13 protein-coding genes are annotated in these 17962 nt (G+C 70.4%); 6 read left to right on the forward strand and 7 right to left on the reverse strand.

Going from position 1 to position 17962, the window contains the following annotated elements:
• The first annotated feature begins 51 nt into the window (after nt 1-51).
• A complete protein-coding gene (locus tag HB662_RS25140) occupies nt 52-1485 on the forward strand; it encodes an amidase (protein WP_168054133.1) in 1434 nt (477 codons plus the stop codon).
• Here the strand turns inward: HB662_RS25140 and HB662_RS25145 are convergent.
• The gene (locus HB662_RS25145; RefSeq protein ID WP_168054135.1) at nt 1477-2718 is read right to left on the reverse strand and encodes an aminotransferase class III-fold pyridoxal phosphate-dependent enzyme; all 1242 of its coding nucleotides are present in this window, start codon (nt 2716-2718) and stop codon (nt 1477-1479) included. The genes HB662_RS25140 and HB662_RS25145 overlap by 9 nt on opposite strands.
• A 92-nt stretch (nt 2719-2810) precedes the next feature.
• Between HB662_RS25145 and HB662_RS25150 the strand changes: the two genes are divergently transcribed.
• The gene (locus HB662_RS25150; protein WP_168054137.1) at nt 2811-4307 is read left to right on the forward strand and encodes an ABC transporter substrate-binding protein; all 1497 of its coding nucleotides are present in this window, start codon (nt 2811-2813) and stop codon (nt 4305-4307) included.
• Between the two features lie 148 nt (nt 4308-4455).
• Here HB662_RS25150 and HB662_RS25155 read toward each other — a convergent pair whose 3' ends face one another.
• Nucleotides 4456-6615 carry an alpha-ketoacid dehydrogenase subunit alpha/beta gene (locus tag HB662_RS25155; protein WP_342449584.1) on the reverse strand — a complete coding sequence of 720 codons (2160 nt, stop codon included), beginning with the start codon at nt 6613-6615 and terminating at the stop codon, nt 4456-4458.
• Nucleotides 6612-7337 (reverse strand): GntR family transcriptional regulator, encoded by a 726-nt coding sequence (locus HB662_RS25160; protein WP_168054139.1) that lies wholly within the window; start codon nt 7335-7337, stop codon nt 6612-6614. Before HB662_RS25160 ends, HB662_RS25155 begins: the two co-directional genes overlap by 4 nt.
• Nucleotides 7338-7399: 62 nt before the next feature.
• On the opposite strand from HB662_RS25160, the gene HB662_RS25165 reads away from it, so the two are divergent.
• On the forward strand, nt 7400-9715 hold the full coding sequence (locus HB662_RS25165) for a penicillin acylase family protein (protein ID WP_168054141.1): 2316 nt from the start codon (nt 7400-7402) through the stop codon (nt 9713-9715).
• Nucleotide 9716: 1 nt separating this feature from the next.
• Here HB662_RS25165 and HB662_RS25170 read toward each other — a convergent pair whose 3' ends face one another.
• Genes HB662_RS25170 through HB662_RS25185 form a run of 4 tightly spaced genes read right to left on the reverse strand, consistent with a single transcriptional unit; the run spans nt 9717 to nt 13677 of the window.
• Complete coding sequence (locus tag HB662_RS25170) at nt 9717-11048, reverse strand: cytosine deaminase (protein ID WP_168054143.1); 1332 nt, start codon at nt 11046-11048, stop codon at nt 9717-9719.
• Entirely contained in the window at nt 11045-11905 is an 861-nt protein-coding gene (locus HB662_RS25175; protein ID WP_168054145.1) for an ABC transporter permease, read from the reverse strand. Before HB662_RS25175 ends, HB662_RS25170 begins: the two co-directional genes overlap by 4 nt.
• The gene (locus HB662_RS25180) at nt 11902-12657 is read right to left on the reverse strand and encodes an ATP-binding cassette domain-containing protein (protein ID WP_168054147.1); all 756 of its coding nucleotides are present in this window, start codon (nt 12655-12657) and stop codon (nt 11902-11904) included. The genes HB662_RS25175 and HB662_RS25180 overlap by 4 nt, the downstream gene beginning before the upstream one ends.
• On the reverse strand, nt 12658-13677 hold the full coding sequence (locus tag HB662_RS25185; protein WP_168054149.1) for an ABC transporter substrate-binding protein: 1020 nt from the start codon (nt 13675-13677) through the stop codon (nt 12658-12660).
• A 315-nt stretch (nt 13678-13992) separates the two neighbouring features.
• On the opposite strand from HB662_RS25185, the gene HB662_RS25190 reads away from it, so the two are divergent.
• Genes HB662_RS25190 through HB662_RS25200 form a run of 3 tightly spaced genes read left to right on the forward strand, consistent with a single transcriptional unit; the run spans nt 13993 to nt 17838 of the window.
• On the forward strand, nt 13993-15072 hold the full coding sequence (locus tag HB662_RS25190) for an ATP-binding cassette domain-containing protein (protein WP_168054151.1): 1080 nt from the start codon (nt 13993-13995) through the stop codon (nt 15070-15072).
• A complete protein-coding gene (locus HB662_RS25195) occupies nt 15069-16112 on the forward strand; it encodes an extracellular solute-binding protein (RefSeq protein WP_168054153.1) in 1044 nt (347 codons plus the stop codon). Before HB662_RS25190 ends, HB662_RS25195 begins: the two co-directional genes overlap by 4 nt.
• A 22-nt stretch (nt 16113-16134) precedes the next feature.
• Nucleotides 16135-17838: an ABC transporter permease subunit gene (locus HB662_RS25200; RefSeq protein WP_168054155.1), complete on the forward strand. Its 1704-nt coding sequence runs from the start codon at nt 16135-16137 to the stop codon at nt 17836-17838.
• The last annotated feature ends 124 nt before the right edge of the window (nt 17839-17962 follow it).

The following is a 17962-nucleotide window of genomic DNA, read 5'->3' on the forward strand; positions in this document are numbered from 1 at the left end:
CTATGCCAGCATGACCCCCAGGAAGCGGAATGCGCAAGAAGGAAACGGGCGATGGACGACTCCGAATTGCTGTTCATGCCGGCGACGCAGGCCGCCGCGCTGATCCGCCGGCGCCGGCTTTCGCCGGTGGAACTCACGCAGGCGATGCTGGCGGCGATCGACCGGGAGCAGCCGCGGCTGAACTGCTTCGTGACCGTGCTGCACGAGCAGGCGATGGACAGTGCGCGGCGCGCCGAACAGGCGGTGATGGAGGGTGCGGCGCTCGGCCCTCTGCACGGCGTGCCGCTGCACATCAAGGACCAGGTGGATACGGCGGATGTGCTGACGACGCACGGCTCCGCCATCTTCGCCAGCAATGTGCCGACGCGTGACGATGCGACCGCGGCGCGGCTGAAGGCGGCGGGCGGCATTCTGGTCGGCAAGACCACCATGCCGGAATTCGGTCACAAGGGTCTGACGGATGGGCCCAGTTTCGGCACCACGCGCAATCCCTGGGACCTGTCACGCACCACCGGCGGCTCCTCCGGCGGCGCCGCGGCGGCAGTGGCTGCCGGGCTGGGGCCGCTCGGGCTGGGCACGGATGGCGCGGGGTCCGTCCGCATTCCGGCGGCCTGCTGCGGCATCGTCGGGCTGAAGGCGACACTCGGCAGCGTGCCGTGGGAAGCCTCCGCCGACACTTTTGCGAATAACGTCTATGCCGGGCCGATGACGCGCACCGTCAGCGATGCCGCCGTCATGCTCTCCGTCATCGCCGGGCCGAGCGAGCGCGATGCGCAGAGCCTGCGCGGACCGGGCATCGCGCCGCTGCCGCCGGGGCTGGTGGGCGGCGACCTGCACGGGCTGCGCGTGGGCTATATAGCGCGCGCCTGCAACGCGAAGGTGCAGGCGGAGATGGCCGACAACACGCTGGCCAGCCTCGATGCGCTTTCCGCCCGCGGCGCCTTCGTGGAGGAGGTGACGGATGCCATCGACTGGATGGAATTCCCCGGCCGCATCATGTACCAGGCCGGCTTCTTCGTCAGCTGCACGCCGCACCTGGCGCAGTGGCACAACCAGATGGACCCGGTGCTGCTGGCCTTCATGGAGCGCGGCGCGGGCTTCTCCCTGACCCAGTTCCGTGAGGCGCAATTTGCCCGCACGCAGCTGTTCCGCACCATCCAGGGCCTGTTCAGCCGCTACGACGTGCTGGTGACGCCGACGCTGACGCGCACCGCTTTGCCCGCCGACTTCGACGCCGCCGATGGCCAGATCGAGATCGAGGGCGAGCTCTGCGGCATCACCCGCCAGGGCTGGTCCAGCTACATGTACCCCTTCAACCTGACCGGCCACCCGGCGCTGACCATCCCCTCCGGCTTCGCGAAGGACGGGTTGCCGACGGCGGTGCAGCTGGTCGGGCCCTGGGGGACGGATATGAGCCTGCTGCGCCTCGGCGCGATCCTGGAACAGGACCGCCCCTGGGCGCAGCACAGGCCCCCTTCAGCCTGAAAGCCTTGCGACGGCGGCGAAGCCTTCCTCCGCCGCCTCCAGCCCACGATCCACCGCGGCGGCATCATGGGCGCAGTTGAGAAACATGTTGTGGCGCGGGTGGAAATAGGCCCCCGCCGCCAGCGCCGCGGCGCAGAAGGCCTCGCCGAGGCGGAAATCCGCGTCACCCGCGAATTGCAGCAGCGGCATCTGCGGCGGGCCGGACTGGATGATGCGCAACCCGTGCCGTTCGGCGCCCGCCGCGAAGCCATCGCGCAGCCGCTGCCCCATGGCGCGCATCCGCGCCGGCCCGTCGATGCGCTGCAATTCCTCCAGCGTCGCCAGCGCCGCCGCCATCGGCACGGCGCCGCACCAGAAGGATCCGGTGGTGAACACCTCCGTCGCCGCGCGGCGCAGCCATTCGGCGCCGGTCACCGCGGCCAGCGGATGGCCATTGGCGATCGCCTTGCTGTAGGCGGCGAGGTCCGGCCGCACGCCCACCGTTTCCCACGACCCGCCGAGGTGCAGCCGGAAGCCGGCGCGCACATCATCCAGGATCAGCGCCGCGCCGGTCTCGTCGCAGATGGCGCGCAGCGCGCGGGCGAAGGCGGGGTCGGGCAGGTCCAGGGTGCGGGACATGTCGTGCCGGAAGGCGGTGACCAGGATGCCGGCGAGGTCGCATTTCGCCGCCTCCGCCGCCGCGCGAACCGAGGCCACGTCGTTGTAGTCGTAGAAAACCAGATGCGCCCGATCCTCCGCCGTGACGCCGGCGGTGGAAGGCGAGCACCAGGGCACCGCGCCGTGATAGGACCCGCGCGCCACCAGCACCTTGCGGCGGCGTGTCGCGGCACGGGCGATGGTGACGCAGGCAGTGGTCGCATCCGTGCCGTTCTTGGCCAGCAGGCACCATTCGGCATGCGGGATGGAGGCGACCAGGCGCTCCGCCAGTTCCACCAGCACCGGGGCCGGGCCGTTCATGCAATCGCCCAGCTGCGCCTGGCGCCGCGCCGCTTCCTCCACCACCGGGTCATGGTGGCCCAGCACGATCGGGCCCCAGGAGGACATGAAATCCACCACCTCCCGCCCATCCACGTCCCACAGACGGCAGCCCTCCGCGCGGCTGTAGTATTGCGGGTAGCCGGCGGGCAGCTTCGCGGCGTTCAGGTGTCCCCAGAGGCCACCGGGGATGACCCGCGCCGCACGCTCGCGCAGCACCGCGTCGCGGCTGAGATTGGTGGTGTGCGAATCAGGCATCCGGCGCTCCATCGGCTCGGCGTCGATATATCATATGGTGACAGCGCGCGAAAACCATTCAAGGATGCGCGTGCAGAAACGGAGAAACCGGCATGCGACCACTCCTCGCCGCCCTTGTGGGCCTGACCCTGGCCTTCCCCGCCGCAGCGCAGACCCTGCGCATCGGCATCGCCTCGGACCCCGATGTGCTGGACCCCACCCTGTCGCGCAGCGTCGCCGCGCGGCAGGTCTTCATGGCGATGTGCGACAAGCTGATCGAGGTGGATGAGCAGGGCGCGCTGGTGCCGCAGCTCGCCACCGCCTGGGAATGGCAGGAAGGCGGCCGCGCCCTGTTGCTGACACTGCGCCCCGGCGTGACCTTCCATGACGGCGTGGCGCTGGATGCCGCCGCCGCCGTCGCCGGGTTGAACCGCCACATCACCGCCCAGGGCTCCACCCGCCGGGGCGAGCTGGGCCCGGTGACGGCGGTGGAGGAAGCCGGGCCGATGCAGGTCCGCATCCGCCTGTCGGAGCCCTTCGCGCCACTGCTGGCGGCGCTGTCGGATCGCGCCGGCATGCTGGTCTCGCCGCGCCAGGCCAATGTGCTGGGTGCCGATTTCCAGAAGGACCCGGCCTGCGCCGGCCCCTATCGCCTGACGCGGCGCGTGCCGCAGGACCGCATCGAGTTGGAGCGCTTTCCGGGTTATTGGAACGCCAACGCGCTGCATTTCGACCGGGTCGTGTACCGGCCGATCCCGGACACCACGGTGCGCGCCGCCAATCTGCGTTCGGGCACGCTGGATGTGATCGAGCGGGTGAACCCCTCCGACGTCACGACGCTGCGGCGCGATGCCCGGGTGAAGCTGCTGGAGGGGCCGTCGCTCGCCTCCGTCTACATCGCCATCAACGTCGCGCATGGCGCCAGCGCCCAGACGCCGCTCGGCCAGGACCCGCGGGTGCGGCAGGCGCTGGAGCTGGCGATCGACCGCAACGCGCTGAACCAGGTGGCCTTCGAGGGGCTGTACCGCCCCGGCAACCAATCCACCCCGCCCGGCCACCCGCACCACATCGCCGCCCTGCCGGTGCCGGGCCGCGACCTGGCCCGCGCCCGGGCGCTGCTGAAGGAGGTCGGGCATGAGCGGGTGCGGATCAAGTTCTCCGTCCCCAACACCACCGAATACGTCCAGGCGGCGGAGGTGATCCAGGCCATGGCGGCGGAGGCCGGCATCGCGCTGGAGATCCAGGTGATCGAGGTTGCGACCCTGCTGCGCGCCTGGACCGCCGGGGATTTCGAGGCGCTGATCATCGCCTGGTCCGGCCGCACCGATGTGGACGGCAACCTCTGGGGCTTCAACGCCTGCGGCCAGAGCCTGAATGGCGGACGCTATTGCAGCGAACAGGCCGATGCGGCGTTGCGCGCCGGCCGCACCAGCGTGGAGCCCGCCGCGCGCCTGGCCGCCTATGGCCGCGCCATGGAGGTGCTGCTGCGCGACCGCCCCTACATCTACCTGTGGCACCCGCAGAGCTTCTTCGGCACCACGGCCGCGGTCAGCGGGTTGCGGCTGATCCCGGACGGCCTGATCCGCATCCAGGGCCTGCGCGGGAGCTGAAGCGGCCAAAAGCCCTCCCCCGCACTGCGGGGGGTTGCGGCACTGCCGCAACGCCTGCGGCTGGTTGGGTGGGGGCTGCGTCACCGCGACACGCTCACGCCCCCCCTCACCCCATCCCTCTCCCCCCAAGCGGGAGGAGAGGGTGCCGCTACCGCATCAGCCGCCGCAGCCCCTCCGCCACCTTCGCCGCATCCGCCAGCGCCGCCGCATTCAGCGGACGCGACACGACCGGCGCCGCCCGGCTGCCATGCACGCGGGTGATCTCCGCATCCAGCCAGTCGAAGCAGCGGCGCTGGATCTCATCCACCCAGCGCGCACCATGCGCCGTGCCATGCGCCGTCTGCTCCGCGATCAGCACCCGGTTGGTGCGCTTGATGCTGGCCTCGATGGTGGGCCAGTCCATGCCCTCGATATCCAGGCAGCGCAGGTCGAGGATCTCGGCATCGATGCCGGTCGCCGCCACCGCCGCCTCCGTCTCCGGCACCATGGCGCCATAGGTCAGCACGGTGCAGGCCGTGCCGTGGCGGACCACCCGCGCCTTGCCGAAGGGCACGATGTAGCCGAGGTCCTGCGGCACCAGGCCGCTGGTCTGGAACAGGCCCTGATGCTCGATCATCAGCACCGGATCCTCGCAGGCCAGCGCCGCATTCATCAGCCCGACGTAATCATGCGGCGTGGAGGGATGCAGGATGCGCCAGCCGGGATAGGCGGCGAACAGCCCGGACGGGTCCATGGAATGCTGCGAGCCATAGCCCGCCGCCGGCGAGACACGCGCCCGCACCACCAGCGGAATGCCGAAGCCGCCGCCGAACATATGTGCGAACTTGCCGATGCCGTTGAACATCTGGTCGGCGGCGACGATGGTGAAGTCGCCGAACATGATGTCCACCACCGGCCGCAGCCCGCACAGCGCGGCGCCCAGCGCCATGCCCGTGAAACCGTTCTCGCAGATCGGCGTGGCGAAGACGCGTTCGGGGAAAGTCTCCATCACACCCTTGGCGGAGCCGGAGACGCCGCCGCGCAGCCGGTGGATGTCCTCGCCGATCAGCACGATGCGCGGGTCGCGTTGCATGTTGTGCAGCAGGGTGGCGGCGATGGCGTCGATGTATTTCATCGGCTGCGCCGGCACCGCGGCACTGGCTTCCTGCACCTTCAACCCGCGCAATTCGGAGAGGTCGCCGCGGATGCCGCGTTCGAGATCCGCCACCTCCGACAGCAGGCCCTCGCGCAGTTGCGGGGCATTGGCGCCGGGCGGGGTTTCCACCAGCGCCGCCGCGGCCTGCTCCACCACCGCCCGCACCCGCGCCTCCAGCCGCGCCAGGCCTTCGGCATCCAGCACGCCCAGCCGGTCCAGCACCACCGGCAGCGTGGTAACGGGATCGCGGGCGCGCCATTGCTCCTCCTCCGCCTTGTCGCGATAGCCGAACTGGCTGCCGAGCATCGGGCCGGACTGGTGCAGGAAGCGGTAGCAGATCGCCTCGACGAAGACCGGGCCGCCGGTTTCCGCGATCTGGTCGCGCGCCCATTGCATCGCCCGCCGCACCGCCAGCACGTCCATGCCGTCGCATTCGACCGAGGGCACGCCGAACATGGCGCCGCGCGTCGTCAGCCGCGTCTCCCGCGTCTGCTCCCGCACATGGGTGGAGACGGCGTAGAAATTGTTCTCCAGGAAGAACACCACCGGCAGCCGGTACAGCGCCGCCAGGTTGATCGCCTCCAGCGTCTGCCCGGCCATCAGTGTGCCGTCGCCGAAGAAGGCGACCGAGATATTGTCCCGCCCCAGCACCTTGTCGGCCAGGCCATAGCCCACCGCATGCGGCACGTTGCCGCCGATGATGGCGGAGGAACCCACCACGCCGGCCTCGGCGATCCGCATATGCATCGACCCGCCGCGGCCACCATTGTAGCCCTGCGCCAGCCCCATGATCTCCGCCATGGTCCGCCGCACATGGTCCTGCGCGGCCTCCGGCACGGAATCACTGCGCGGGTCGTAGCCCTCCGGCGTCGCGGCGTTCAGCAGCTTGGCCAGGATCTGGTGATGCGCGCGATGCGTGCCGTTGATCTTGTCCTCGGTGCCGAGCACGGACAGCGCGCCGACCGCGCCACCCTCCTGCCCGATCGAGGCATGGGCGGGGCCATGGATCAGCCCGGCGCCGTGCAGGTCAAGGATCTTCTCCTCGAAGCGGCGGATCAGCAGAAGCTGTTCCATCCAGCGGGCGAGGTCGGCCGGGTCCTCCGCCGCCCAGTCTGTCGCCTCGACCTCCAGCCGGAACCAGGGGGTCGCGGTGGCGATGGGGTTGAGCTTCACGCGGCGTTTCCCTTGCTTTGGGCGGCCTGTTCCATCGCCGCCAGATGGCGCAGCAGGCCCGCGCCGCCTTCCTCCATATCCGCCTGCACCGCGGCCCGGGTCGCCGCGCCGTCGCGGGCGCGCAGCCCGTCCAATATGTCCAGGTGCCGGTGGCGGCCCGGATAGGTCGGGTGGGCGTCGGGGTAGAGGTAGGTCAGCATCGGGCCGTTGCGCAGCCAGATGCCCTCGATCACCGCCAGCAACTCCGGCATGGCGGCGGCGCGGTACAGGCCGTGATGGAAGCGCCAATTGGCGCGGATGGCGGGCGCTGCCTCCCCGGCCGCCTCGGCGCGGACCAGCTCCGCATGGATGCGTTCCAGGGCGCGGATTTCGGCGGGCGTGATGTGGCGGGCGGCGGCCTCGGCGGCCAGGCCTTCCAGCGATGCGCGCACCAGGCGCAGCTCCTGGTACTGCGCCAGCGTCAGGCCGGCGACCGTGATGGCCTTGGCCTGTTCCATCCGCAGCGCGCGTTCCCGCACCAGCTGCATCACCGCCTCCCGCACCGGGGTTTCGGAGGTGCCGAGCTGCTGCGCCAGTTCGCGGATCTTCAGGCGCTGGCCGGGCCGCATGCGGCCTTCCATCAGCGCATCGCGCAATTCGCCATAGACGCGGCCGGTCAGGTTCTCCCGCCCCACGGGGGACAGGAAGGCGATGTCTTCGGAGGTGGGGACGCTTGCGCTCATCGCTCCATCGTATTTGATATATCCAGCCCGCGGCAATCCCGGCCGCGCAGGAGGGACCGCCGATGCCGCCCACCCCCGGATACGAGGCCCTGCGCGCCGCCCTGCCGCCGCTGGACGGCACGCTGCCCCTGCCCGGGCTGCGCCAGCCTGCGACGGTGCTGCGCGACCGCTGGGGCATCCCGCATATCCGGACCGAAGGCGGCGCGGAGGATGCCTTCCGCGCCCAGGGCTTCGTCCATGCCCAGGACCGGCTGTTCCAGATGGAGCTGAACCGCCGCCGCGCCCTCGGCCGCAGCGCCGAATGGATCGGTGCGCCGGCGGCGGAGGGCGACATCCTGGCCCGCCGCCTGGGCGTGGAGGAAGCCAGCCGGCGCGACTTCGCTGCATTGGGGGCGGAGGCGCAGGCGATGCTGGCCGCCTACGCGGCGGGCGTGAACGCCTTCCTCGATTCCGGCGCGCCCCTGCCCATCGAATACACGCTGCTGCAGGCGGTGCCGGAACGCTGGGAGGGCTGGCACGCGATCGCCGTGATGCGCCGCCTCGGCCTGCTGATGGGCTCCGTCTGGTTCAAGCTGTGGCGCGCCGCGGCGCTGCCGCTGCTGGGCGCGGAACAGGCGGCGAAGCTGCGCTACGATGATGGCGGGAAGGATCTCCTGCTGGTGCCGCCGGGGGCGGAGGCACAGCGGCTGGAAGCGGACCTGGCCGCGCTGCGCCCGGCGATCGAGGCGCTGCTGGGCGGCGCCCCGCCGGATGCGACGGGCGGCGGCAGCAACAACTGGGCCGTGGCCCCGGCGCAATCCTCCACCGGCCGCCCGGTGGTGGCCGGCGACCCGCACCGGGTCTTCGAGATCCCCAACATGTACGCCCAGGGCCATCTGGCCTGCGCGGATTTCGACGTGGTGGGGCTGACGGTGCCCGGCGTGCCGGGCTTCCCGCATTTCGCCCATAACGGCCAGGTCGCCTACTGCGTCACCCATGCCTTCGTGGACATCCACGACGTGTATCTGGAGCGCTTCGACGCGGATGCGCAGAACGCGCTCGGCCCGGATGGCTGGGTGCCGGTGCGGCGGCGGCAGGACCGCATCCAGGTGCGTGGCGGCGCGGCGCGTGATTTCGAGGTGGTGGAGACCCGCCACGGCCCCGTCATCGCCGGCGACCCGGCCAGCGGCACGGCGCTGGCGCTCCGCTCCGTCCAATTCGCCGAAACCGATTTGTCCTTCGACTGCCTGCCCCGCATGCTGCGCGCACCCACCGTGGAGGCGCTGTTCGAGGCGACGCGGGGCTGGGGGCTGATCGACCACAACCTGGTCGCTGGCGACCTGGACGGCCATATCGGCCACCAGATCCGCGCCCTGGTGCCACGGCGGCCCCGCGCAAATGGCTGGCTGCCCGTGCCGGGCTGGCAGGCCGAGGCGGATTGGCAGGGCATGATCGCGCATAAGGACATGCCGCGCGTGATGGACCCGGCGGAGGGTCTGATCGTCACCGCCAACAACCGCGTCGCGGCCGATGGCGGGCCGGACTACCTCTGCACCGATTGCCACCCGCCCTACCGCGCCCAGCGCGTGCTGGCCCGGCTGCGCGCGGCGCCGGAAGCGCGCAGCGTGGAGGGTGCGGCGAGCCTGCATGGCGACACGCTGTCGCTGAACGCGCTGCTGTTCCGGGAGAAGCTCGCTGGCCTGCCCGCCCCCGCCGAGCCCGAACCCGCCGCGCTCCGCCAGCGCCTGCTGGACTGGGACGGCCGGATGAGTGCCGAGGCCAGCGCCCCGGCCGCCTATGTCGTCTTCCGCCGGGCGCTGACGGCGATCCTGGTGGAGCGCAGCGGGTTGGGCGGGCTGGCCGGCCACCCGATGCTGGCGGTCAGCCCCGGCGTGCCGCCCATCAACCAGCTCTGGTGGACCCTGCCGACCCTGCTGCGCGAGGACGATGCGAGCCTTTTGGACGGCCTGAGCTGGTCCGAGGCCCTGGCCGAGGCGCTGCGCCGCGCGGCGCCGGAAGCGGCAGGCGCGCGCCCCTGGGGCGAGGTGCATCGCCCGCACCTGACCCACCCGCTCTCGCCCCTGTTCCCGGATTGGGCGGCGCTGCTGGACCCGCCCTCGCTGCCCATCGGCGGCGACATGGACACGGTGCTCGCCACCGGCTTCTTCGCCGCCGGCGGCAATGCCGCGGGCTATGGTGCGCTGGCGCGCTACGCCTTCGATGTCGGGGCCTGGGAGAACAGCCGCTGGTCGGTGTTCCACGGCACCTCCGGCCATCCCGGCAGCCCGCATTACGCGGACCAGCACCCGGTCTGGGCCGGCACGGCGATGGTGCAGATGCTCTATGGCTGGGAGGGCATCCAGGCGCAGGCGGTTTGGCGCCAGATGCTGGCGCCGTAGGTCACTCGGCCACGCCCACCATCGCATCCAGCTCCCGCCAATCCGGCGCCGTCGCCTCCAGCACGCGGCCAGCGCGCAGCACCACGCGGTCCGCTTGCGGGCGGGACAGCAGCTCCGTCATGAAGCGGGCGCCATACAGCACCAGGTCGGCGCTGGCGCCGACGCGGATGGTGCCGTGCTGCGCGGCCACACCCATCGCCTCCGCCGGCCGCGCCGTGGCTGCGGCGGGCCAGGTGGCGAAGGGGTGGTCGAGGTGCAGGATGCGCGCGGATTCCCGGAACACCTCGGTCATGTCGAGGTCGCCATAGGCGTAGAACGGATCGCGCGTATTGTCGGAGGCGACGGAGACGCGGATGCCCGCCGCCCGCATCTCATGCACCAGCGTCACGCCGCGCCAGCGGGGCGTGCGGTTCGCCACGCGGTCCTGCAGGTACATGTTGCACATCGGCAGCACGACGATGTCGATGCCGGCCTCGGCCACGCGGGCAATCGTCTCCCGCGCGAAATCCTCCGGCTGGATCGAGAGCGAGCAGCAATGGCCGCATTGGATCTTACCGCGAAAGCCGCGCTTCAGCGCCGTCAGCGCGATCTCCCGCAGGGCACGCGCGCCGCCTTCGCCGCTCTCATCCACATGCAGGTCGAGATCCAGGCCGCGCGCTTCCGCAAGGGAGAAGAAGTGGTCCAGCTCCGCCTGGAAATTTGCGGGCAGCGCGTCATGGATGCCGCCGGTGTGGCGCGTGACCATGCCGAGCACGCCGCCCGATTCCGCCACCATATCGGCCAGCGTCTCGCCATTCGGCCCCGCGAAACGGTCCAGCGGGCAGATCGAGGACATCTGCAGCGTGATGCGCCCGGCCCATTCCTCCCGCAGCCGGCGGAAGACGCGCCAGGTGGTCACCCCGTGCGGCAGGTAGGTGTCCAGATGCGTGCGGATCGCCACCGTGCCATGGGCGTAAGCGCAGCGCAGGGCGAAATCGGCGCGGGCTTCGATATCCGCCTCGCTCCAGGCGGCGCCGCGGTCGCCCATCACGGCCTGGATCGCGCCGGCGAAATCGCCGGTCGGGTTGCGGGTGCGCGGCCAGATATGGCCCTTGTCGAGATGCGTATGGGCATCGACGAAGCCGGGCCACACTTGGCCGCCGCGCAGGTCGATGCCATCCGGCGCGGTGCCGCGCGGCGCCAGGGCCGCGATGCGGCCATGCTCGATGCGGATATCCAGCCGCAGCAGCCCGTCCACATCCTGCGGCACGTCCAGCCCCTGGATCAGCGCGGCATGGGTGCGGGCATTGCGCAGCCAGAAGCTGGAGCCGGCTGCAGAAATCTCGGCCTTCATCGACGGTCCTTGAGGGCGCTTTCGTGCCAGTGGCGCAGCGCGAGGTGGGAGATCAGGCTCATCGCCAGGAAGATCGCGATGCCGGTGAGGGAGACCAGCACAAGCGCAGCGAACATCTTCGGGATCTGCAACTGGTAGCCGGCTTCCAGGATGCGGTAGGCGAGGCCCGAAGCCCGCCCGCCCGTGCCGGCGACGAATTCCGCCACGATCGCGCCGATCAGCGCCAGCCCGCCGGAGATCCGCAGCCCCGCCAGGAAGTACGGCATCGCCGTCGGCAGCCGCAGGCGGCGCAGCACCTGCCAGCGGCTGGCGCGGTACAGGCGGAACAGGTCGGTCAGGTTCTGGTCCGCGCTGTTCAGCCCCAGCGTGGTGTTGGACAGGATCGGGAAGAAGGCGACGATCCAGGCGCAGATCAGCAGCGCCAGGCGGATGTCATCCACCCAGATGATGATCAGCGGCGCGATGGCGACCACCGGCGTGACCTGCAGGATCACCGCATAGGGGAACAGCGACATCTCGATGATGCGCGACTGCGCGAACAGCACCGACAGCAGCAGGCCGAGCGTCGCCGCCACGAACAGCGCCGCGAAGGTGATCTGCAGCGTGACCAGCAGCGAGACGGACAGCGACGGCCATTCGCGGATCAGCGCGCGCCACACCTCCAGCGGCCCGGGCAGCAGGTAGGGCGGAATCTCGTTGATCCGCACCACCGCTTCCCAGCCCACCAGCGCCAGCACGCCGATCAGCGTGGGCGCGAGGATGCGGAACCAGCCCTCCGCCGTCAGCCCGGCATAGCGGGCCGCGCGATTCTCCTCCGGCGCATCGGCCGCCTCATTGGCGGAGAGGGTGACCGTCATGTGCCCATGGCCCTGTCGAGTGCCTGCGAAATGTCGCGGCAATGCGCCGCATATTCGGCGGATGTCCGGAAGGACTCGCCCCGCGGATAGGGCGCATCCACCGCCAGGTCCTCCACCACCCGCCCCGGCCGCGCCGCCATCACCACGATGCGGCGGGACAGGTAGACGCTTTCGAACACCGAATGGGTGACGAAGACGGCGGTGAAGCGCTCCGCCTCCCACAGCTTCAGCAGGTCGTTGTTCAGCTTGTGGCGGGTGATCTCATCCAGCGCCGCGAAGGGCTCGTCCATCAGCAGCAGCCGCGGCTTCGTCACCAGGGCGCGGGCGATGGAGACGCGCATCTTCATGCCGCCGGAGAGCGCACGCGGATAGCTGCCCTCGAAGCCCGCCAGCCCGACCGAGTCCAGCGCCGCCCGCGCGCGCCGCTCCGCCTCCGCCCGCGCCATGCCGGCCAGCCGCAGCGGCAGCATCACGTTCTTTAGCGCGGAGGACCAGGGCATCAGCGTCGGCTCCTGGAAGACGAAGCCGATATCGCCGGTCTCCCCGCCACCGGCGACCTCGATGCGGCCGGAGGATGGCGCGATGAGCCCCGCCATCATCCGCAGCACGGTGGATTTCCCGCAGCCCGAGGGGCCGAGCAGCGAGACAAAGTCGCCCCGCTGCACCGCCAGATCCACGCCCCGCACGGCGAGCGTGCCATTGGCGTAGCGCTTGGTGACGCCTTCCAGCGAGGCGACAGTCGCAGGAACCACTCAGGTCAGGCCGACGCGCTTGTTGACGAATTCCAGGCTGTAGGCGCGCGCGGGGTCCAGGCCGGCCGGATACAGGCCGACATCGCGCATGCCCTCGTAGAAGGATTTCCAGCGCGCATCCGTCATCGCGCCGATGCCGAGCTGCAGCGCATCGCCGGATTGCACGATGCCGGCCTCCTTCATCACGCGCACGGCGTAGGCGATCTTGGCGTCGTCCATCTCCGGGTTGTCGCGCTTGATGGCGCCGTTGGCGGCGCCGACATCCTCGCCCTTCATGTAGGCGGTCCAGCCCTCGATCGTCGCGTTGACGAAGCGCTGCACCAGGTCCTTTTTCTCCGTCACTATGCGGCGGGAGGCGTCGATGGTGGTCTGGTAGTTCTGGTAGCCGGCATCGGCGATCAGAAAGACGCGCGGCGTGGCGCCGGCCTGCTGGGCGGCGAAGGGCTCGGAGGAGATGAAGCCCTGCTGGATCGCCATGCGGTCCGCCATGAAGGGGCCGACATTGAAGGTGTAGGGGCGGATCTGTTCATCCGTGAAGCCGAACTTCGCCTTCAGGAACGGCCAGTAGGTGACACGGCCGGAGGCGCCGATCAGGATCGGGCGGCCCTTCATGTCCTCGAAGGAATTGATGCCGTTGCCCGCATGGGTCATCAGCACCTGCGGGTCCTTCTGCATGATGGCGCCGATGGTCAGGAAGGGCAGGTTCTCCCGCGCATAGTTCAGCGCCTGGAAGCCGTTGGACATGATGAAGTCCACACGGCCGGCCAGCAGAAGCTGAGACGGGTTCTGCTGCGGCCCGCCCATGCGGATTTCGCACTCGATGCCGTGGCGGCGATAGATGCCGGCGGCGACGGCCTGGTAGTAGCCGCCGTGTTCCGCCTGGGCGCGCCAGTTGGTCTGGAAGGAGACCTTGTCCAGGCTCTGCGCCAGGGGCACCCTCGCGCCGGGCACCGCGGCCAGTGCGAGGCCGATGCCGCCTGTCAGCAGGGTCCGCCGCTCGAATCGATACCGAGTGCGCATACGCCGATCCCTCCATCCCAATGCCAGCGGCCCCCTGGGCCGCAACCAGGTTGGTATCAGGTGCGGGGGCTCGTTGTGACAAGGGGGCAGCAAGGGCCATGCCACCACGCCCTGCCACGCCCCCCCGACACAGCAGCAGGCTGCGGCGCCAGACCTCGCCCGACGCTGCCGCAAGCCGCGGCACCAAACATCGCCTCAAGCGGCGGCAGTCGCAAGTTTTTTGGGCATTGAGGGCCGGTACTTCGGCATCGTGGCCCCTGATCATGGTGCCCCCCTGCCCTGGCGCCGTGGCATCGGGTTTGCCTAGACTGGCGCGTGACCGAACCCCGCCCCCATCTGGTGCTCGACCGCCTGACCAAGCGCTACGGCGCCCAGGCGGCGGTCGATGGCGTCTCGCTTTCCGTCGCGCGTGGCGAATGCATCGCGCTGCTCGGCCCCTCCGGCTGCGGCAAGACCACCACGCTGCGGCTGGTCGCCGGCTTCATCCTGCCGGATGAGGGCCACATCCTGCTGGATGGCAAGGCGATCGAGCGGGCGCCGCCGCATCGCCGGCAGATCGGCATGGTGTTCCAGAACTACGCCCTGTTCCCGCACCTGACCGCCGCCGGCAATGTCGCCTTCGGGCTGGAGATGCGGGACGTGAACCGCGCCGAGCGCGACCGGCGGGTGACGGAGGCGCTGGCCATGGTCGGCCTGGCGCATCTGGCGGATCGCTACCCGGCGCGCATGTCCGGCGGCCAGCAGCAGCGCGTCGCGCTCGCGCGCGCCCTCGTCATCCGCCCCGAGTTGCTGCTGCTGGACGAGCCTCTGTCGAACCTCGATGCCGGGCTGCGCGTGGAGATGCGGGAGGAGATCGCCCGGCTGCGCGACGCCGCCGGCATCACCACCCTGTTCGTGACGCATGACCAGGAGGAGGCGCTGGCGCTGGCCGACCGGGTGGCGGTGATGGATCGCGGCCGCATCGTCGAATGCGCCGCGCCGGCGGAGCTGACGGAGCGCCCGCGCCACCTGTTCACGGCGGGCTTCCTTGGCGCCCGCAGCGTCATCCCTGGCCGGGCCGAGGCTGGCATCTTCGAGGCGGAGGGCCTGGCGCTGCCGCTGCCGCCCGAAGCGCCGGACCGCCCGAGCCACCTGGTGCTGCGTGCCGCGCGGCTGCAGCTGCTGCCCGCCACCGCGCCGACACCGCATCTGGCGCTGCCCGGCCTGGTGGAGGCGGCGACGCGCCTCGATGACAGCATCCATTACGAGGTCTCGGTCGGGCCGCACCGCCTGCGCGTGCACCGCCCCAGCGCCGAGCCCGCCTTCGCCCCGGGTGCCGCCGTGACCCTGGCCGCGCCGCCCGAGGCCATCGCCTGGATCGAAGACTTCACCGCCACGACCGGAGCCCTGCCATGACGATCGCCCTCACCCGCCGTGGCCTGCTGGCCACCGCGGCAATTGCCGCACCCGCCATCTGGGGCCGCGACGCCGTCGCCCAGATCCGCCGCGGCGACGAGCTGACCGTCGGCATCTGGGGCGGCGCGCAGGAACGCATCACCCGGCAGTACTGCGCGACACCGCTGGAACAGCAGCATGGGGTGAAGATCAACTACGTGCTCGGTGGCACCCCGGAACGCCGCGCCCGCGCCTATGCGGAACGCGGCCGGCCATCCTTCGACCTGCTGTACCTGAACATCTTCGAAAGCCGCCAGGCGGTGAAGGACGGCGTGACGCAGGCGCCTTCCGCCAGCGTGCCGAACTTCGCCAACCTGTACCCGCTGGCCCGCATCGGCGGCTATGGCGTGGCCTTCAACCCGGTCACCATCGTCTATGACCGCCGCATGGTCGCCGCACCGATGACCTCCTGGAAGGATTTCTGGCGCGACGACCTGAAGGGCAAGGTGATCTGGCCGACCTATCCGGGCGCGCAGGGCACCGCCGGGCTGCTGATGGCGGCCAAGGTCTGGGGCGGGTCGGAGAACGACATCGACCCGGCCTTCCGCAAGATCGCGGAGCTGAAGCCCTTCGCCGCGATCCAGGGCAGCCAGGACCAGCTCTATGGCATGTTCGACCAGCAGGTCGGCGCGGCCAGCGTGGAGTTCGGCAGCTTCACCCGCAGCTACGCCGAATCGCGCAACCCCAACATCGTCATCGCGGAGCCGGTGGAAGGCCAGGCGGTTGCCGCCAATTTCGCCTGCATCACCACCGGCACCCGCAACCAGGCACTCGCCGAGGCTTTCGTGAACCTGCATCTCAGCCCGGAATGCCAGACCGCCTATGCGCAGCAGACCTACTACAGCCCGACCATCCGCAACATCACCCTGCCGCCGGACCTCGCCGCCAAGCTGATCATGGGTGAGGAGGCGGTGTCCAAGCTGATCGACTTCGACTGGGATGTGGTGATCCGCAACCAGGGCCGCTGGTCCAGCCGCTTCACCCGCGAGATCGCCGGCTGAAATATCGCAGGGCGCTTGGCTGATGCAGGGTTCCCCCCGCGCGGGCTGGTTGGCCGCGCCCTATGTGCTGTGGCTGCTGGCGGCCTTCGCCGCGCCGTTGGGCGCCGTGGCACTTCTGTCCGTGCAGGAGAGCAGCGAGATCTTCGCACCGATCTCGCTGCTGCCTTCCGCGGCGCAATATGCGGAGATCCTGGGCGACACCTTCTTCCTGCGGCTGCTGCTGAATACGGGGCTGCTCGGCCTGGCGGTGGCGGCGGCTTCCGCCGTGCTGGCCTATCCGCTGGCGCTGTGGCTGACACGGCTTTCGCCGCGCGCGAAGCCCTTCGGCTTCGCCATCATCCTGGTGCCGCTGCTGACCAATGTGGTGGTGCGCTCGCTCGGCATCATCCTGCTGCTGGCGCCGCGCGGCGTGGTCTCCAACGCCGCTCAAGCCTTGGGCTTCCCGCCGCTGAACCTGCTGTTCGGCTGGTTCGCCGTCGGGCTTTCGCTGGTGCAGGTGTTCCTGCCCTTCATGGTGCTGGCGCTGTACGATGTGCTGGACGGGCAGGAGAAGCGGCTGGAGGAAGCGGCGGCCGGCCTCGGTGCCGGGCCGGCGCTGCGCTTCTGGCGGGTGATCCTGCCACTGTCCCTGCCCGGGCTGCGCGGCGGGCTGACGCTGGTCTTCCTGATGGCGTCGACCGCCTATGTCTCCGCCACGCTGGTCGGCGGGCGCAAGGTGCAGGTCACCGGCATGGTGGTCCTGCGGGAAGGCATGGAAATCCTGAACTACCCGCTGGCCTCCGCACTCGCCATGCTGATGCTCGCCACCTCCATCCTCGTCACCTTCGTCTTCGCCCGCGCCATCGGCGGCCTGACGCCCTGGGTGAATGCCCGCCCGCCACGGCGCTGGCCCGGCCTGCCGCCGGCGCTGCGGCGTGGCGTGGTGCAGGTGGCGGAGGCGGTGGCGCCCGCCCTGTCCCGCATCCTGCTGCTGGCCGCCATCGCCATCCTGCTGTTCCCGCTGCTGCTGGTGGCGGTGGCATCCGTGAATGACAGCCCGCAGGCGACGGTCGCGCAATTCGTCGGCTTCACCTGGAAATGGTACGCCGCGGTGCTGGAGAATGAGCGCTACCTCTCCGATGCCTGGACCAGCCTGCAGATCGCGGCCTGCTGCGTCGTCATCTCCCTGGCCCTCGCCCTGCCCGCCGCCTTCGCCCTGGTGCGCGCCGGCTTCGCGGGGAAGGAGGCGGTGGGCGCCTTCCTGATGCTGCCGCTGGCGCTGCCCGGCATCGCCATCGGCCTCGGCATGCTGCGGCTGCTGCAATGGTTCAACCAGATTCCGCCCTTCCTCGGCGTGCTGGCGGTGCATGTGGTGCTGGTCGCGCCCTTCATGCTGGCGCTGCTGCGCGCCTCCGTCGCGCAGCTCGAACGGGGGCTGGAGGAGGCGGCGGGCGGGCTGGGGGCGACGCCGTCGCGGGTCTTCCGCCGCGTAATCCTGCCGCAGCTGGCGCCGGGCATCGCCGTGTCCTGCGTCATCGGCTTCCTGCTGTCCTTCGGCGAGGTGACGGTCACCGCCTTCCTCACCACCGCGCGGCTGCAGACCCTGCCGGTGCGGATCTATGCGGAGGCGACCTTCAGCCTGGAGAACACGGTGAACGCCATCTCCACCATCTTCATCCTGGTGACGGTGGCGCTGCTGGTGCTGGTGAATCGGCTGATGCCGCTCGACCGGGTCTGGAAGCGGTAGGCCCCTTCCCCGTCTGAAATCGGGTTGACGCCGCCGCGCTTTCGCGCGCACCCTTTCCTCAAGAAGGACGTCGTCCTGCATTGCGAGACACGCATCTCGCAGGATGAGGGAAGGAAATCGTGGT

It is taken from the genome of Falsiroseomonas frigidaquae, assembly GCF_012163145.1.
Taxonomy (GTDB): Bacteria; Pseudomonadota; Alphaproteobacteria; order Acetobacterales; family Acetobacteraceae; genus Falsiroseomonas; species Falsiroseomonas frigidaquae.

What these genes read in the sequence shown, in the direction of transcription:
- HB662_RS25170 (WP_168054143.1), bottom strand. Translation starts at nt 11,048, where the DNA reads ATGAAGGCCGAGATTTCTGCAGCCGGCTCCAGCTTCTGGCTGCGCAAT.
- HB662_RS25175 (WP_168054145.1), bottom strand. Translation starts at nt 11,905, where the DNA reads ATGACGGTCACCCTCTCCGCCAATGAGGCGGCCGATGCGCCGGAGGAG.
- HB662_RS25145 (WP_168054135.1), bottom strand. Translation starts at nt 2,718, where the DNA reads ATGCCTGATTCGCACACCACCAATCTCAGCCGCGACGCGGTGCTGCGC.
- HB662_RS25195 (WP_168054153.1), top strand. Translation starts at nt 15,069, where the DNA reads ATGACGATCGCCCTCACCCGCCGTGGCCTGCTGGCCACCGCGGCAATT.
- HB662_RS25185 (WP_168054149.1), bottom strand. Translation starts at nt 13,677, where the DNA reads ATGCGCACTCGGTATCGATTCGAGCGGCGGACCCTGCTGACAGGCGGC.
- HB662_RS25150 (WP_168054137.1), top strand. Translation starts at nt 2,811, where the DNA reads ATGCGACCACTCCTCGCCGCCCTTGTGGGCCTGACCCTGGCCTTCCCC.
- HB662_RS25165 (WP_168054141.1), top strand. Translation starts at nt 7,400, where the DNA reads ATGCCGCCCACCCCCGGATACGAGGCCCTGCGCGCCGCCCTGCCGCCG.
- HB662_RS25160 (WP_168054139.1), bottom strand. Translation starts at nt 7,337, where the DNA reads ATGAGCGCAAGCGTCCCCACCTCCGAAGACATCGCCTTCCTGTCCCCC.
- HB662_RS25140 (WP_168054133.1), top strand. Translation starts at nt 52, where the DNA reads ATGGACGACTCCGAATTGCTGTTCATGCCGGCGACGCAGGCCGCCGCG.
- HB662_RS25200 (WP_168054155.1), top strand. Translation starts at nt 16,135, where the DNA reads ATGCAGGGTTCCCCCCGCGCGGGCTGGTTGGCCGCGCCCTATGTGCTG.